Annotated in this window: 10 protein-coding genes; all 10 read right to left on the reverse strand. The window is 46.4% G+C overall.

Translation table 11 applies throughout. The annotated features are described in order from the left end of the window. Positions 1-121: 121 nt before the first annotated feature. The gene (locus BCT49_RS07100) at positions 122-703 is read right to left on the reverse strand and encodes a flavodoxin family protein (protein WP_102434674.1); all 582 of its coding nucleotides are present in this window, start codon (positions 701-703) and stop codon (positions 122-124) included. 264 nt (positions 704-967) lie between these two features. After that, on the reverse strand, positions 968-1,585 hold the full coding sequence (locus tag BCT49_RS07105; protein ID WP_017106808.1) for a TRIC cation channel family protein: 618 nt from the start codon (positions 1,583-1,585) through the stop codon (positions 968-970). A gap of 74 nt (positions 1,586-1,659) precedes the next feature. After that, on the reverse strand, positions 1,660-2,532 hold the full coding sequence (gene btuF / locus BCT49_RS07110; RefSeq protein ID WP_102434675.1) for a vitamin B12 ABC transporter substrate-binding protein BtuF: 873 nt from the start codon (positions 2,530-2,532) through the stop codon (positions 1,660-1,662). A 1-nt stretch (position 2,533) separates the two neighbouring features. Beyond that, positions 2,534-3,487, reverse strand: coding sequence for a cobalamin biosynthesis family protein (locus tag BCT49_RS07115; protein WP_102434676.1), 954 nt, complete (start codon positions 3,485-3,487; stop codon positions 2,534-2,536). Positions 3,488-3,497: 10 nt separating this feature from the next. Continuing rightward, complete coding sequence (gene mtnN, locus BCT49_RS07120; RefSeq protein ID WP_012603226.1) at positions 3,498-4,193, reverse strand: 5'-methylthioadenosine/S-adenosylhomocysteine nucleosidase; 696 nt, start codon at positions 4,191-4,193, stop codon at positions 3,498-3,500. Between the two features lie 127 nt (positions 4,194-4,320). Beyond that, positions 4,321-4,749 (reverse strand): DUF1499 domain-containing protein, encoded by a 429-nt coding sequence (locus tag BCT49_RS07125; RefSeq protein WP_102434677.1) that lies wholly within the window; start codon positions 4,747-4,749, stop codon positions 4,321-4,323. A 173-nt stretch (positions 4,750-4,922) separates the two neighbouring features. Further along, on the reverse strand, positions 4,923-6,335 hold the full coding sequence (locus BCT49_RS07130; protein ID WP_102434678.1) for an FAD-dependent oxidoreductase: 1,413 nt from the start codon (positions 6,333-6,335) through the stop codon (positions 4,923-4,925). Positions 6,336-6,351: 16 nt separating this feature from the next. Continuing rightward, positions 6,352-10,815 (reverse strand): glutamate synthase large subunit, encoded by a 4,464-nt coding sequence (gene gltB, locus BCT49_RS07135; RefSeq protein WP_102434679.1) that lies wholly within the window; start codon positions 10,813-10,815, stop codon positions 6,352-6,354. Positions 10,816-11,262: 447 nt separating this feature from the next. Beyond that, entirely contained in the window at positions 11,263-12,732 is a 1,470-nt protein-coding gene (locus tag BCT49_RS07140) for a glutamate synthase subunit beta (protein WP_102434680.1), read from the reverse strand. Next, positions 12,732-17,279, reverse strand: a complete 4,548-nt coding sequence (gene gltB / locus BCT49_RS07145) for a glutamate synthase large subunit (RefSeq protein WP_102344557.1) — start codon at positions 17,277-17,279, stop codon at positions 12,732-12,734. The genes BCT49_RS07140 and gltB (BCT49_RS07145) overlap by 1 nt, the downstream gene beginning before the upstream one ends. Positions 17,280-17,397: the final 118 nt, after the last annotated feature.

Below are 17,397 nucleotides of genomic sequence, written 5' to 3' on the forward strand. Positions count from 1 at the left end.
TCATGAAAGTTGGGAATGATTGAACCAAGTTACCTTAAACCCCCTTCATTCTCTAGTCTTGAGCTCATAGATATCAGACAAGCTAGGAGTTTTGGAGCTAGCTCGTTAATTAGCTAGCTAGTTAGGTTTTCTTAACTAGACTCGCGATGCGTTGGCCAAAATAGAAAGCGGTTTTAAGGTCATTGCTGTTAATGTGACTATTTGTGCTCTCAGCCGTCTGATCATCACTGGCGACCAAACCAATACTTGAACCCGTGCGATTCAAACCTAAATCATCAATATGCTTTGAGATATCAAGCCCTGCCCAAATCATGCCATGCTGACAAGCCAGAGTGAAAAAGCTTAACAAGGTTTGTTGTTGCTCACCGTTAAGGCTACCTCCTGTGGTAAACCCAGCTGCGAGTTTATTTCGCCATGCTTTCTTACAATAGGTATCACTGCTCGCATCCATAAAGCTTTTAAACTGAGCAGCTGGTGAGCCCATGTAAGTCGGAGCACCAAAGATAATCGCATCACAGCTATCTAATGCTTTGAGCTTATCGTCATTGTCATATCTTCCTTCTATTACTTCAGAAGAGAGGACTTCAATGAGCAGTGCTGAGTTAGATTGTTGAGTGTTTACACCTTCAGCGATTGTCTCTGCGACTTGCTTGGTCGCTCCATTCTTAGAGAAGAAAACAATACCTACTTTATTGATACTCATCTTGAGTTCCCTATTGTCAGTGTTAGTAAATAAAATTATTTATAAAGTGATTTATTTACTAATATAGCTTGTTAGCCAGGTAAGTAAATAAAAAACCTTACTAACCTTTAAGCTAAGAGCTAAGAGCTATGAACTAACAAGCTAACTAAATTGAGAGTAAGGAAAGAAAGGGGATCTTTGAAGGGTGAAATTGAGGGTACAGTGATTTAAAACGGAATTAAAAAGGCTCCTTTGCGGAGCCTATTTCTATTTTGTAACGCTAGCCTATTTGATTGCGAAGGTAGGCAATGACAAGTGCCAGCGAATAGCGCCAAGCCTAATCAATAGTGTTGTAAACACACCGGCTAAAAAGGCCGTTTCTGAGTCGTGCCCCATGCTAATTGCCATGGTATGGAAAGCGCCGCCAATGATACAAGCGGTCGCGTAGACTTCACTTCTTAGGATCATTGGGACTTCACGAGCAAGTACGTCACGGATAATGCCGCCACCGCAGCCTGTGATCACACCCATGATAATAGCAACCAATGCAGAGTCTTGATAAATCAGTGCTTTCTCAACACCAATGCCAACAAATACCGCTAAGCCGATCGCATCGCATACTGGCAGGATCCACCAGGCCAGACGCTTGGGGCGTCTTACTATAATCATGGTCAGCAAGCAGGTGGTGATGATGACCCAAAGATAGGTGGTATCGGTGATCCAAAACACGGGAGTTGCACCCAATGCCATGTCACGAATCGTACCGCCGCCAATCGCGGTTACGCTACCTAAAACGGCGACACCAAAGGGGTCCATCTTAAGACGGCCAGCGACAAATACGCCTGAGACAGCAAAAATGGCAGTGCCAAATAAATCGATAATATAAAGCAGCATGGAGTCCATGATACTGGTGCTCTTATGGTTGAAATTGTAGGGACAGGTCGGTGGCGAATTGTACGAAAAAACGCAGCAAATAGTTAGTGATTTTGCCTAGCTCTATCGAAGAAATCGCATACTTGTTGGATCGCTTTCAAAGTTCTCGTCGTCGGGCGATTAATCCAATCAGAGTTGAGTGACCAAATCTGATTTTGAGCGACTGCCGGGATCTCATCTTCCCAAGTTTGCCACATGGTTCCATTCTCAATTGCATGCTGAGAAGTGAAGATCACTTGTGGCTTCCTTAACACAACTTGCTCAATGCCAACTTGCGGGTAAGGGGAGGCGCTGTCTTCAAAAATATTGTGGCCACCACAAAACTCAAACACCTCACTTGGCCAGTGCCCTTGAGCGACGGTGATGATCGGCTTTTCACTGAGCTGATAAAAATAATTTACTGGCTCAGCATCTTTATATTTTAGTCTCAACGCGTTGAGCTGCTCTTTGTATTGTTTGGCATTATTCTCTCCAATACTTGGGTCACTGGAGTATTGGCTGAGTTGCTCGATATTGGTCGCAATGCTGTCTAGGCTTTTGGTTTTAGAGTAGTAAATATTAAATCCAAATTGCTCCAGTTTCGCGAGTTCTCTTGGCGGATTCCCAGCAGGCCACGCGAGGATAAGATCAGGTTGCAGGGCGATGATTTTCTCAACCTTGATGCCTTGGTAATTAGCCACTTTCTCTAGCTTGTCAGCTTGTGGTGGGTAATCACTTCTCTCACTCACCGCGATAAGATTTTCACCTAAACCAGCGCTGTAGGCGAGCTCAGTGGCGTGAGGAGCAAGGCTGATGACACGCTCGGCAGTCGCTATTTCTGTTGCGATGACTGTTGCGAAGGAAACGGGAGTCCATAAACAAAAGCTGAGACTGAACGCGAGGGCGGTACATCGTGTAACGAGTTGAGAGGGTTTCACTTTAAATCCCTTGGTGAATAATGAGTAAGACTAGGCTTTGTAAGAATATCCAGATAGCGATGCGGCCAAAAACCAGCTTTTGAACCTGAGATAAATGTAGGGCTGATGGAGCGATTCTGCCGCCTAATTTTGCACGAATGGCTTTGGTATTGTCGTAAATCGCAGGGCCGCCCAATGATAGCTCAAGCTTGTTACCGACAGCGGTAATTAACCATGCAGGGCCGGGTAGAGGCCAAGAGCGACTCTGAACGAGCATCATCTTGAATGTATGAGACGCTTTATCACCACATACGATCATCAAGGCAAATAAGCGCATTGGTATAAATTCTAGGATAGCGACAATCTTGATAGCCGTTGAGCCGAATGGAGAAAATCGCTTACGACTTGGTGACCACGCACGCGCTAACTCAACAATCAGGCGATACATTAAAGCGGCGATTCCACCACCAATGGCGTACCAGAACAACACACAAACCACATTACGAGCGTAACCCATGATGATGGTTTCAGCAGCGGCTTTGCCAAGCCCAAGTGATGACAGTGATTCAGTTTGACGATTAACAATCGGATCTAATAACTGACGAGCGGCAGCTTTATCTTCTCGGCCAAGAGCTTTGATCAACTGATTAGCCAGCTTTTCATTGTTACGCCAATCAATAGCGAGTAACAACAGCGCTAATTCAAACAGTTGTGATTGCCAAACCAGTGGCTGCAGTGCCAATAGAATAACCAGAGCCGGCAAGACCATTAACCCCCAAGCTAAAGTGCCTGAGATTAAGCTTTGGGAATAATTTTGATTGTTATTAACCTTGGTTGCTAAAAGTTCAGCAAACTTATGCCATAAGGTCGTGGGGTGTGCGGCATGGGGGATAGGTAAAATTAAATGAAAAAGCAGTGCTCCCCACATAACAAGGAGCACGCCATTTGCAAATACCTGATCAAACAGTGTTTGCATGTCTAGTCGCTTACTTTAGTAGGGCAACCATCTTGATAACCATCTCAGAAGAGCTTTGTGCCGCTAGTGGCAAGAACTCTTCGAAGCTCATTGGTGATTCTTTGTCTGCAACGTCAGAGATCGCACGAACAACCACGAATGGTACTTGGAATTGGTGACAAGCTTGAGCGATAGCAGATGCTTCCATCTCTACAGCAACCACTGATGGGAAGTGCTTACGGATGAACTCTTGGCGTTCTGCTGTGCAAACAAACGCGTCGCCAGTACAGATAAGGCCACGAACGGCATGCTTATCTTCCATTTGTGCTAGTGCTTGTTCTGCAACAGCCATCAGCTTGTCGTCAGCTTTGAACGCTGCAGGTTGACCTGCCATTTGGCCGATTTCGTAACCGAAAGCCGTAACGTCTGCATCGTGGTGACGAACTTCAGTCGAGATAACTACATCGCCAAGGTTAAGTGTTGAGTCAAAACCGCCAGCAGAGCCCGTGTTTAACACCACATCTGGTTGGTATTCGCTTAGTAGGATTGAAGTACCAACAGCCGCAGCTACTTTACCAATGCCTGATTGAAGCAAAACAACGTCAACACCATTTAGCTGACCAGAGAAAAAGGTACAACCGCCTTTATTAACTTCAGTAATGTCTGAAATTGCTGCTTTTAGGATCGCAACTTCTTGCTCCATTGCGCCAATGATGCCGATTTTCATGTGTAGTCTCTTAATAAAAAATATTTAAACAGTAGAGCGAAATTGTAGCATGGAAGAGAAGTGTCGAGCGACTGCCCAGAAGCACTTCTCATCCGAATAGCTGCGATTTATCTGCGTATTCTTTTATCTATTTGATTAGACTTTCGCTTTTTAGGCTTGCTCGAAGTTGTTCAGCACGTTTTCGGTTAACACCAAAATCAGAATGGCCAGTACGAGATTCAGAGCGAACAATCAGTTTTCCATCAGTGATTTTAAGCTCTAAGTCATCGACAAAGCGCATGATGCGCGAGGTGCATTCAACACGCAGGTAATCTTCGGTTTTGTTGGCGGTTTTTGCGCCCGGTAAGGTGAGGGCAATTTGTTCAATTTGATCGAGAGTTACAGACTCTGAGAGGTCAAACTCTGCTAGAGCATGTTGTTCACGGCTATCTTGAGTTGATACACAGTTGGGTTTATCACCACAAGGCGATGAAGTTCTGTCTTTCATGTCCGTGATTCCTTGGCTGCAAGCGGTTAGAGTTAAAAGAGATAGCGAGAGGAGAGCGGCTTTTTTCATCGTGATTCCTATGGCATTTTAGTTCTAATTATAGTTCTCGGTATTGTCTTGTTTGCGATTGTTTTACGTATTTTCGTTATGCTTGTGATCAAACGTATCAAATTGAAAAAAGGATCCATAATTGGATCCTTTTTATAGTAACGAACTGACTAATAAAGGAAATTCTACACCAATTACACTTCTAGGTAGTCCAAGATCCCTTCTGCGGCTTTACGGCCTTCATCGATAGCGGTTACCACTAAGTCAGATCCTCGAACGGCATCGCCACCGGCAAAGATCTTGCTGTTGGTGGTTTGGTATTGAAACTCTTGTTTGCCGGGAGCCTTGATGCGGCCCCATTGGTCGAGATCTACACCAAATGGTTCTAGCCACTCCATTGCATGAGGTTGGAAACCAAACGCCATGATCACAGCGTCTGCTTCAAGAACATGCTCACTGCCTTCTACGGGTTCAGGGCGACGACGTCCTGCGTCATCCGGTTCACCCAAGGCTGTTTTCACTACTTTTACGCCAGTCACATGACCGGATGAATCGGTTTCCAGAGCTAATGGCTGAAGGTTGAACATAAACTTCACGCCTTCCTCTTTTGCATTCTTCACCTCACGACGAGAGCCTGGCATGTTGGCTTCATCTCGGCGGTAAGCACAAACAACATTAGCAGCGTGTTGACGAATTGAAGTACGGACACAGTCCATTGCGGTATCACCACCACCAAGCACGACCACTTTTTTGCCTTTCATATCGATGAATGGCGTTGGGTTATCCAGCTCCATGACCTTATAGGTATTGGAAACAAGGAATGGTAGGGCATCATAAACGCCCGGTGCTTCTTCATTATCTAACCCAGCACGCATGTTTTTATAGGTACCGACGCCTAAGAAAACGGCATCATAGTCATCGACCAATTGTTGTAGCTGAACGTCTTTACCGACTTCGGTATTCATTTTGAATTCAACGCCCATTCCACTAAAGATACGGCGACGGTTTTCCATGATGCCTTTCTCTAGTTTGAACGATGGAATACCAAACGTCAGTAGGCCTCCGATCTCTGGGTAGCGGTCAAATACCACGGCTTTTACACCGTTTCGAACTAAGATATCCGCTGCTGCAAGGCCTGCTGGGCCTGCGCCGATGATAGCGACCTTTTTGTCGGTCCATTCAACGTGAGACATGTCTGGCTTCCAGCCCATCTCAAACGCTTTGTCGTTAATGTATTTTTCAATGTTGCCTATCGTTACTGCGCCGAAATCATCATTGAGGGTACAAGACCCTTCGCACAGACGGTCTTGAGGACAAACTCGTCCACACACCTCAGGCAAGCTGTTGGTCTGGTGAGACAGTTCAGCTGCTTCGATAATGCGCCCTTCATTGGCAAGCTTGAGCCATTGAGGGATATAGTTGTGAACTGGACATTTCCATTCACAGTAAGGGTTACCACAGTCTAAACAGCGGTCAGCTTGCGCCTTGGCTTGTTGCTTAGTGAAAGGTTCGTAGATCTCTACGAACTCAATCTTACGTATCTTGATTGGCTTCTTCGCTGGGTCTACGCGATTCACATCAATAAATTGGTATACATTCTGGCTCATTATTGGCTCCTTCCAATTATTGCGCTTGAACACGAAGTTCAGCAGAGCTGCGGCTTTGGTGACCGAGCAAGGTGTTGAGATCTGCCGTCTTTGGCTTCACTAGGTAGAACTTCGGAATCCATTCATCAAAGTTCGCCAGAATAGCTTCAGCGTGTACTGAGCCAGTCTCTTCTAAGTGCTCCGCAATCAAGCCGCGCAGATGTTCTTGGTGGATAAAGAGGTCAGACAGAGAAAGCGCTTCGACCGATTCGTTGTTCACACGGCCTTGGAAGTCTTCATTCTTATCCATCACATAAGCAAAACCACCCGTCATACCGGCACCGAAGTTCACTCCGGTTGCGCCAAGAATGGCAACAATACCGCCCGTCATGTATTCACAAGCGTTGTCACCCGCGCCTTCAATCACGGCAACGGTACCTGAGTTACGCACGCCAAATCGCTCGCCAGCAGTACCCGCAGCGAACAGCTTGCCTCCGGTTGCGCCATACAAGCAGGTATTACCGATGATAGTCGCTTCATTACAAGTAAACGCTGTGCCTTGGTGAGGTTTGATCACCACTTTGCCGCCCGCCATGCCTTTGCCGACATAGTCATTGGCATCACCCGTCAGATACAGCTCTACGCCGCCAGCGTTCCAAACCGCAAAGGATTGGCCTGCTGTACCATCGAGATATAACTTAATTGGTGAGCCCGCCATGCCTTGGTTACCGTAACGTTTGGCAATTTCACCAGAGATACGAGCACCAATCGAGCGATCGGTGTTGATCACGTTGTAGTAAAGGCTGGTGGATTGACGTTTTTCAATCGCATCAATGGCATCATCAAGGATCTGTTGGTTGAGTTGAGCTTTATCAAACGGTGCGTTTGGCTCTGTCCAAAACAGTGGGTGACCTTCCGCAGATACCGGAGCTTCCAATATTGAAGAGAGATCGAGCTTGCTCTGTTTCGCAGTGAGACCTTGAACTGATTCAAGCAAGTCAGTACGACCAATCAGGTCAGTAAGTTTTTCTACGCCAAGTTCTGCAAGGTATTGACGTACTTCATCGGCTAGGCCGGTAAAGTAGTTCACCACCATATCTGGTAGGCCTTTGAAGTATTCACGACGTAGGGTTTCATCTTGAGTCGCAACACCTGTCGCACAGTTATTTAGGTGACAAATTCTTAAGAACTTACAACCCATCGCCACCATAGGTGCGGTACCAAAACCAAAGCTCTCTGCACCTAAAATCGCGCCCTTGATAACATCGAGGCCAGTTTTTAAACCACCATCGACTTGTAGGCGGATCTTATGGCGTAGGCCATTGGCTACCAATGCTTGTTGAGTTTCCGCTAAGCCAAGCTCCCAAGGGCAACCTGCGTATTTTACCGAGGTCAGCGGGCTTGCCGCGGTACCACCGTCGTAACCGGAGATCGTAATCAAGTCGGCATAGGCTTTCGCCACACCAGTAGCAATGGTGCCCACACCCGGTTCCGATACTAACTTCACTGAAACCAAGGCTTTAGGGTTAACTTGTTTAAGATCGAAAATCAGCTGCGCCAGATCCTCGATAGAATAAATATCGTGATGCGGAGGAGGAGAGATCAGAGTCACGCCTTGAACTGAGTATCTCAGCTTAGCGATTTCTGCCGTGACTTTATGACCCGGCAGCTGACCTCCTTCTCCTGGCTTCGCACCTTGTGCGACTTTGATTTGTAGAACATCCGCATTGGTTAAGTAATGTGGCGTCACACCAAAACGACCAGAAGCTATCTGTTTGATGCGCGAGTTGCGATCAGTACCGAAGCGTCGTGGATCTTCACCACCTTCACCAGAGTTGGAGTAGCCTCCTAATCGGTTCATCGCCATGGCCAGCGCTTCATGAGCTTCTGGGCTCAAGGCTCCAATCGACATGGCTGCCGAGTCGAAGCGTTTAAAGAGATCGCTACTTGGCTCTACTTGCTCTAGAGGCAGAGGTTGATCGGCTTTTTTGAGGCTCATTAAGTCGCGCAGCATAGCAGCAGGGCGAGCATTAACTTGCTTCGCAAAAGATTGGTAGTCGGATGTTTCACCTGTCTTTACGGCGGTTTGCAAGGTACTGACTACGTCTGGGTTGTAGGCGTGGTATTCGCCGCCATGTACGTATTTGAGTAAGCCACCATGTTCCAGTGGTTTACGTTTTGTCCAGGCTTTACGAGATAGGTTATAGATATCTTGCTGGAAGTCGCTAAAGCTAGCGCCTTGGATACGAGTAGTTACGCCACGGAAACACAGATCAACAACATCGGTATGTAAACCGACTGCCTCAAATAACTGCGAGCAGCGATACGAAGCAATTGTCGAGATACCCATCTTCGACATGATCTTATAAAGACCTTTGTTGATGCCGTTTTGGTAATTTTGCAATGCAGTGCGATAGTCTTTATCTAATGAACCATCGTCCAACATTTTGCCCAGAGCTTCATAAGCGAGATACGGGTAAACCGCGGTGGCACCGAAGCCAAGCAGTACGGCAAATTGATGTGGGTCGCGTGCAGTTGCTGTTTCAACCACGATGTTAGCATCACAACGTAGGTTGGTGTCTGCGAGTCGAGTTTGCACCGCACCGACTGCCATGGCTGCTGGAACGGGTAGCTTACCTTTCTCTAAACCTTTGTCTGAAAGCACAACCAAAACGGCGCCGTTACGTACATCTTGAACCGCACGATCACACAAGTCGTTGATGGCTTGTTCGAGATCTTTTTCTGCTGGGTCATAGTGCATGCTAAGAATCGTATGGCCATAATGCTTTTGATTTAATTGCAGAAGTTGCTGCATATCAGAATAAAGTAGAACGGGTGAATCAAACGTCACACGGTAAGCATGCCCATCGGTTTCACAGAACACATTCATCTCTTGGCCGATACTGGTTGCCAGAGACATAACGTGTTTTTCACGCAAAGGATCAATCGGTGGGTTGGTGACTTGAGCAAACTTCTGACGGAAATAGTCGGTGATTAGGCGCTCTTTAGAAGACAGCACAGCCATTGGCGTATCGTCGCCCATAGAACCGACCGCTTCTTGTCCCATGTCACCGAGTACACGCAGTACTTGGTCTGACTCTTCGTTGCTCATTGCAAACTGTTTTTGATAGGTCTTTAGGGTGTCATCATCAAAATTACGCTTACCGACTTGGTCATCTGCTAGTGCGGAAAACGGTGTTAATTTGTGAACGTTCTTATCCATCCACTCTTTATATGGGTGACGGCCTTTAAGATCATTGTCGATCTCGTTCGATTGCCATAGCCTACCGCGACGCGTATCAATAACGAGTAATTCACCAGGGCCAACACGTCCTTTCTCTGCCACTTCGTCTGGCGCATAATTCCAGATACCGACTTCGGATGCCAAGGTGATTAGGTTGTCTTTTGTGATTACATAGCGAGCAGGGCGTAAGCCGTTTCTGTCGAGGTTACATGCAGCATAACGCCCGTCAGACAGTACGATACCCGCAGGGCCATCCCACGGTTCCATGTGTTTTGAGTTGAAATCGTAAAAGGCACGAAGCTCTGGGTCCATGTCTGGGTGGTTTTGCCAAGCTGGCGGCACAAGCATACGCATCGCTCGGAACACATCCATACCACCGGCAAGGAATAGATCGAGCATGTTATCTAGGCTTGATGAATCTGATCCTGTCTCATTCACAAAAGGTGCGGCCGTTTGTAAGTCGGGCAGCAGCGGTGAAGAGAATTTATAGGCGCGAGCCTTAGCCCATTGACGGTTGCCTTCAATGGTATTGATCTCACCATTGTGTGCCAAATAGCGGAATGGTTGAGCCAATGGCCAACGCGGTTGTGTGTTAGTTGAGAAGCGCTGGTGGAACAGACATATAGCTGATTCCATACGTAAGTCTGCAAGATCGAGGTAAAATCGCGGAAGATCGGCGGGCATACACAAGCCTTTGTAGACCATGACTTGAGTCGACAGGCTACAAATATAGAAATCTTTGTCTTCGGTGATCTGTTTTTCAATTCGGCGACGAGCAATGTATAGGCGTCGTTCGATATCGCGTTCACGCCAACCAGCGGGAGCGGAGATAAACACTTGCTGAATATTGGGAACAGAATCTTTGGCGATTGGGCCTAATACGTCGGTGTTGGTTGGCACGACACGCCAGCCAGCTACGGTTAAAGTCTCTTGAGCGAGCTCTTTATTGACGATGTCTTGCGCCGATTGCGCTTTGATTGGATCTTGGCTGAAGAAAATCATGCCGACAGCGTACTGTTTGCCGAGCTTGAAGTTATTCTCTTCAGCAATAATTCTGAGGTAAGAGTCTGGCTTCTGTAGCAATAAGCCACAGCCATCTCCTGTTTTACCATCCGCGGCGATACCACCACGGTGTGTCATGCGATCGAGGGCTGAAATAGCAGTTCGTACCAACTTATGACTAGGTTGGCCTTCCATTTGCGCTATTAAACCAAATCCACAGTTGTCTTTTTCAAGACTAGGATCATATAGAGCCATTGCAATTCTCCCTTTTGCTTCGCTGTCATCCAGACAGTAAATGACTAACTATTCATGTACTTGTTATTTTTTTATGAACTTGTTCTTATATAAACTGATAGTTTGTTTTTAGCTAGCTAAAACGTTATTGGCTGTGTTAACAAAACTGATTGGTTTTATTTTCATCAGCTTTACAACGTATAGCTAATTGTGTTTAAGGTCAAGTTCATGGTTAATTATCATGTGTAAACGCGATTAGCCACGTAATAATCTAAAATAGTCGATGAAGATCAATGAGATATAAAAGCTAGATGTTAACGAAATTTAACATGTGCAGCAGGAGTGATTGAGAAAGAGTGAAAGACCAGATAGAAAAAAGGCTAGCATCGAGTGCTAGCCAAATATAAAAGTTAGGAAGGGTGTTGCTTTTTCCCTAGGCTAACGTCAACGACATTAGCCCGAGAAATATTATGCGGAAAGCATGAGTGAATCAGCTTTCGCTTCTAAGTTTGAGTTACCCATTAAGAAGTCATCAATGGCAATTGCACATTCACGACCTTCATTAATACAACGTACAACCAAAGACTGGCCAGTACGCATATCACCAGCAGCGAAAACGCCCTTCTGGTTCGTCGCATAACCTTCAGAAGCCACGTTGCCGCGCTCGTCCAGTTTAATGTCTAGCTGAGCCAGTACACCTGTTGGTTCTGGGTGTAAGAAGCCCATCGCTAGGAATGCCATATCACAAGGGATAACACGTTCAGAGTTCGCGACTTCATCAAAACCTGGACGTTCACCTGGTTTCGCATCTTGCCAAACGATGTCAGCAATGCGAAGTCCGGTTACATTACCGTTATCGTCAGAGATGAACTCTTTAGTCAGGATGTTCCAATGACGTTCACAACCTTCTTCGTGAGAAGTGGTGGTCTTCATGATCATTGGGTATTGAGGCCAAGGCATATTGGCAGGGCGTTGCTCTGGTGGGATCGGCATGATCTCAACCTGAGTAATGCTTGCTGCTTTATGACGGTTTGATGTGCCCACACAGTCAGAACCCGTATCACCACCACCGATAACCACAATGTGCTTATCTTTAGCGTGAAGCTCTTCTGTTTTCAGGTCTAAGTCGTTGGCACGGCGGTTGTTTTGACCAAGGAATTCCATGGCAAAGTGAACGCCTTTCAGCTCACGACCTGGGATTGGCAAGTCACGTGGAACCGTAGAACCACCCGTTAGCAATACCACATCAAATTCTTGGCGTAGCTGTTGAGCATTAACATCAACACCGATGTGTTGGTTTACTTTAAACTCAACGCCAGCTTCAGCCATTAGGTTGATCTTACGATCAATCACGTCCATACCCAGTTTGAAATCTGGGATACCGAAACGCAGTAGGCCACCCACTTTCTCGTCACGCTCAAATACCGTCACAGAGTGACCGGCACTGTTTAGTTGCTCAGCAGCGGCTAGACCTGCAGGGCCTGAACCGATAACGGCAACTGTTTTACCTGTACGTGAACGAGGTATTTTAGGCTTTGCGTACCCTTCACGGTACGCAGTTTCTACAATTGTTTTCTCGATATTACAGATAGTGATTGGGTCTTGGTTGATACCAAGAACACAAGCACTTTCACAAGGAGCAGGACACACACGACCTGTAAATTCAGGGAAGTTATTGGTAGAGCTTAGAATGTTCCAAGCTTCTTCCCAGCTGTCACGGTAAACCGCATCATTGAATTCTGGGATGATGTTACCAATTGGACAACCGCTGTGACAGAAAGGTACGCCACAGTCCATACAACGAGAGGCTTGAGTATTGATCTTTTCACCAAACTCTTCGTTAAGTACGAACTCTTTGTTGTCTTCAATTCGAACTGACGGGTCGAGCTTCTTTGGAAGCTCACGACCGTGTTCTAAAAATCCAGTAGGCTTACCCATTATACTGCCTCCACTTCTTCCGTTTGTGCCTGTTGTGCTTCAGCTTTACGCTTTTGAAGAACCGCTTTGTAGTCACGTGGCATTACTTTAATCAGTGATGCAACACTTGCTTCAAAGTTGTCTAGGAAAGACTGAGCAACTTCACTTCCTGTGAATTCAACATGCTTAGTTAGCATATCTAGTAGAAGATCTTTATCTTCTTGTTCAATTGGATCTAGGTCGACAAGTTCTGCGTTAAGCTTGGTTTCGAAGTCGCCTGCTTTATCCCAAACATAAGCGACACCGCCACTCATACCTGCAGCAAAGTTACGGCCTGTTGAACCAAGGATAATTGCCGCGCCACCTGTCATGTATTCACAACCGTGGTCACCAACACCCTCAACAACAACCTTCGCACCAGAGTTACGAACACAGAAACGTTCGCCAGCCATACCGCGAATGAAAGATTCACCTGAAGTCGCGCCGTAGAAACATACGTTACCCACCACGATATTATCTTCCGCTACGATAGTAGATTTCGCATCCGGGTACAGTACCAAAGTACCGCCAGACAGACCTTTACCCCAGTAATCGTTCGCGTCGCCTTCTACTTCGAACTTAACGCCTTTCGCAAGGAACGCACCGAACGATTGACCTGCACTACCATGGAACTTAACGTTCATTGGTTGCGGTAAACCTTGGTCTTTGTAAACCTTCGAGATTTCGTTCGACAGCATCGTGCCTGCTGAACGGTCCGTGTTGATGATAGGGAATTGAGCGGTAACTGCTTCACCTTTCTCAAGCGCTGGGATTGCAGCCTGAATCAACTTACGGTCTAGAACGTCTTCAAGATTATGATTTTGTGTTGTCTGGTTGTAGATACCATCTTCTGCACGAGCCTGCTCAATGTGCAGTACTGGTGTTAGATCTAGGTTTTTGTACTTCCAGTGACCGATGTCATCACGAACTTTAAGTTTGTGCGATTGACCAACCATCTCATCGATAGAGCGGAAGCCAAGTTCAGCCATTACTTCACGTAGACCTTCAGCCATGTATTGGAAGAACGTTACTACGTCTTCTACGCGGCCGTCGAAACGCTCACGAAGAGTTTTGTTCTGTGTTGCGATACCAACAGGACATGTATTCTTGTGACACTTACGCATCATGATACAGCCTTCAACAACTAGAGCTGCTGTTGCTACGCCCCATTCTTCAGCGCCAAGTAACGTTGCGACTGCAAGGTCACGTGGTGTTTTCATCTGACCATCAGACTGAACCACAATACGGTTACGTAGGCCGTTTTTCAGCAGTGTTTGGTGAGTTTCCGCTAGACCCAGCTCCCAAGGCAGACCTGTGTGACGGATAGAAGACATCGGAGATGCACCCGTACCACCATCAAAACCTGCGATAAGTACTACGTCAGCTTTCGCTTTCGCTACACCTGATGCAATCGTACCTACGCCAGCTTCTGATACTAGCTTCACGTTGACACGGCCATTACGGTTCGCGTTTTTCAGATCGTAGATCAGCTGAGCCAAATCTTCGATTGAGTAGATATCGTGGTGTGGCGGTGGAGAAATAAGACCTACGCCCGGAGTCGAGTGACGTGTTGCACCGATCCAATCATCAACCTTATCACCAGGTAGTTGACCACCTTCGCCAGGTTTCGCACCTTGAGCCATCTTGATTTGAAGCTCATCAGCGTTAGATAGGTAGTAAGACGTTACACCAAAGCGACCAGAAGCCACCTGTTTGATTGCTGAACGTTCCCAGTCACCGTTTTCTTTGCGTTCGAAACGTGCTGGATCTTCACCACCTTCACCTGAGTTTGATTTCGCGCCAATGCGGTTCATTGCAACAGCCAGTGTTGAGTGAGCCTCATGTGAGATTGAACCAAAGCTCATTGCACCCGTAGCGAAACGCTTAAGGATTTTCTCAATAGGTTCTACTTCTGCTAGAGGAATAGAGCCTGCTGGGTTCTTGATGAAATCAAGTTGGCTACGCAGTGTTGCTGCGTTGTCGCCTTGAGCATCAACGGCGTTCGCGTACTTTTTGAATTGACCATAATCTTTGTTACGCGTTGATTCTTGAAGTAGAGAAATCGTTTCTGGGTTGAATAAGTGTTTCTCACCACGTTGTTTCCACTGGTAAACACCACCAACATCAAGAATCTGTGCTGGGATTTCACGAGCTGGGTAACCAACACGGTGACGTACTAGAACTTCGCGTGCGATATCATCGATCGTTAGACCTTGGATACGAGAAACCGTACCTGTGAAGTATTTTTCAACCACTGATTTACTGATACCAAGAGCTTCAAAAATTTGAGCACCGTGGTAAGATTGCAGCGTAGAGATACCCATCTTCGAGAAGATCTTCAGTAGACCGCCGTTAACACCTTTACGGTAGTTATCGAATAACTCACGTGGGTGAACGTTTGGATCTAGCTTCTTAGTACGTTGCAGTTCAACAATCGTTTCGATAACTAGGTATGGGTTAACTGCGTTTGCACCGTAACCGATTAAGGTTGCGAAGTGGTGCGTTTCACGCGCGTCACCTGTTTCAACCACGATGTCACACTTAGCACGTAAACCTTTACGGATCAGGTGGTGGTGAACAGCGCCAACCGCCAGCATTGCTGGGATAGCTGCGTGGTTCGAGTTAACCGCACGGTCAGTCAGTAGAATGATAGAGTAACCATCAATAACCGCATCTTCCGCATATTGGCAGATACGTTTAAGTGCTCGCTCTAACTTACCTTGGTCGCCATTTGCTTGGAATACGATATCCAGAGTCTTCGATTGAAGGTGCTCGTTATCGATTGCACGCAGTTTCTCTAACTCTGAGTTAGAAAGAACAGGAGACTCAAGTTCTACTTTTTGACAGTGTTCAGGTGTTTCAGCAAGTAAGTTCTGATCTTTACCTAGGTAAGTGTTCAGAGACATAACCATACGCTCACGAATCGGGTCGATTGGCGGGTTAGTTACTTGTGCAAACAACTGCTTAAAGTAGTTTGAAAGGTGCTGCGATTGGTGAGAAAGAATCGCTAGCGGCCAGTCAGCACCCATTGCAGAAAGTGGCTCGTAGCCTGTTTTTGCAAGAGGGAGAATGATTTCGTTTACTTCTTCAGAGCTCACACCAAACGATTGTTGTTTGTGTAGCAGTTTCTCTGGAGAAGGTTGGTTAAATTCGTTGCTCGCATCCGGTAGCTTTTTCAAGCTCAGAAGATTCTCTTCAACCCATTTTTCGTAGGGTTGCGATTTAGCGATGCCGTCTTTCACTTCTTCATCAGAAATGATGCGGCCTTGCTCAAGGTCAGCAACGAAGATACGACCAGGCTGTAGACGACCACGGTATTCAACGTTTTCTGGCGCGATTTCTACTACGCCAGATTCAGACGCCATTACTAGGAAGTCGTCTTTGGTCACTGTGTAGCGAGAAGGGCGTAGACCATTACGGTCAAGCGTTGCACCTACTTGAACACCATCAGTGAAGCAGACAGAAGCTGGGCCATCCCATGGTTCCATTACGTTCGCGTGGTACTGGTAGAACGCGCGACGAGTTGGGTCCATGTTTTTGTTTTCTTGCCATGCTTCTGGGATCATCATCATCAATGCGTGTGGCAGAGTACGACCAGACAGAACTAGAAGCTCAAGTGCCATATCGAAGTTTGATGAATCCGAACTACCTTCCTGACAGATAGGCAGTAGCATGTCGATTTCAGCTTGAGTGAACAGATCCGATTCAAGGATCGCTTCACGCGCTTTCATCCAGTTTAGATTGCCGCGAACCGTGTTGATTTCGCCATTATGTGCAATGTAACGGAAAGGCTGAGCTAGACGCCAACGTGGGAATGTATTGGTAGAAAAACGAGAGTGTACAAGTGCTAGAGCTGTCACCATGGTTGGGTTTTGCAGATCTAGGAAGTACTGAGGAACTTGTTCTGTTGTTAGCTGACCTTTGTACACCAATGTCTTGTAAGACATAGAGTTGATGTAGAAGTCATCACCAATGTTTGACACACTTTCTAGGCATACACGAACCGTGTAGTTACGTAGAACATACAGTTTGCGTTCAAGCTCTTCTGGTGTAGTACCAGGGCCGCCAGAGATAAATACGTGTTCAAATTGAGGTTCAGTGCTTAGTGGGTCAGCACCAATCATTGAATTATCAGTTGGAAGTTCACGGTAGCCGATAACTTCTAACTCAAGGCGTTGTGCATTGCGCTCTAAAATATCGCGGCACTGTGCACGTTTGTGTTCATCTTTAGGGAAAAGTACAACACCAACACCATATTTTTCAAAAGATGGCAGTTTAATTCCAAGCTTAACGGCTTCTTCTAGTAAGAATTCGTGCGGCTTCTGTAGCAGGATACCTGCACCATCACCAGAACACGGATCGCAGCCTTGGCCGCCACGGTGTTCCATACGTGCAAGCATATCGAGTGCTTGAGTTACTACATCATGAGATTTGCGATTCTTTAGATGCGCAACAAAACCGATACCACAAGCGTCATGCTCCAGTTCAGGAGTATACAGACCCTGTGAGTTCTGCTCTTGATCTACCATAGATACATCCTTCCAGTTAAATCTAGGCGCAACTTATTTGTATAAAGTTAGCCTTGTCCTTTTATATTTATGGGTCTAAACCTGCCTATGCTGGCGGTTTGAATCCTTTCCGTATCTC

The sequence above is a fragment of the Vibrio lentus genome (assembly GCF_002875945.1).
Lineage (GTDB): Bacteria > Pseudomonadota > Gammaproteobacteria > Enterobacterales > Vibrionaceae > Vibrio > Vibrio apostichopi.

What these genes read in the sequence shown, in the direction of transcription:
- BCT49_RS07100 (WP_102434674.1), bottom strand. Translation starts at nt 703, where the DNA reads ATGAGTATCAATAAAGTAGGTATTGTTTTCTTCTCTAAGAATGGAGCG.
- BCT49_RS07105 (WP_017106808.1), bottom strand. Translation starts at nt 1,585, where the DNA reads ATGGACTCCATGCTGCTTTATATTATCGATTTATTTGGCACTGCCATT.
- BCT49_RS07115 (WP_102434676.1), bottom strand. Translation starts at nt 3,487, where the DNA reads ATGCAAACACTGTTTGATCAGGTATTTGCAAATGGCGTGCTCCTTGTT.
- mtnN (WP_012603226.1), bottom strand. Translation starts at nt 4,193, where the DNA reads ATGAAAATCGGCATCATTGGCGCAATGGAGCAAGAAGTTGCGATCCTA.
- BCT49_RS07125 (WP_102434677.1), bottom strand. Translation starts at nt 4,749, where the DNA reads ATGAAAAAAGCCGCTCTCCTCTCGCTATCTCTTTTAACTCTAACCGCT.
- BCT49_RS07130 (WP_102434678.1), bottom strand. Translation starts at nt 6,335, where the DNA reads ATGAGCCAGAATGTATACCAATTTATTGATGTGAATCGCGTAGACCCA.
- gltB (WP_102434679.1), bottom strand. Translation starts at nt 10,815, where the DNA reads ATGGCTCTATATGATCCTAGTCTTGAAAAAGACAACTGTGGATTTGGT.
- BCT49_RS07140 (WP_102434680.1), bottom strand. Translation starts at nt 12,732, where the DNA reads ATGGGTAAGCCTACTGGATTTTTAGAACACGGTCGTGAGCTTCCAAAG.
- gltB (WP_102344557.1), bottom strand. Translation starts at nt 17,279, where the DNA reads ATGGTAGATCAAGAGCAGAACTCACAGGGTCTGTATACTCCTGAACTG.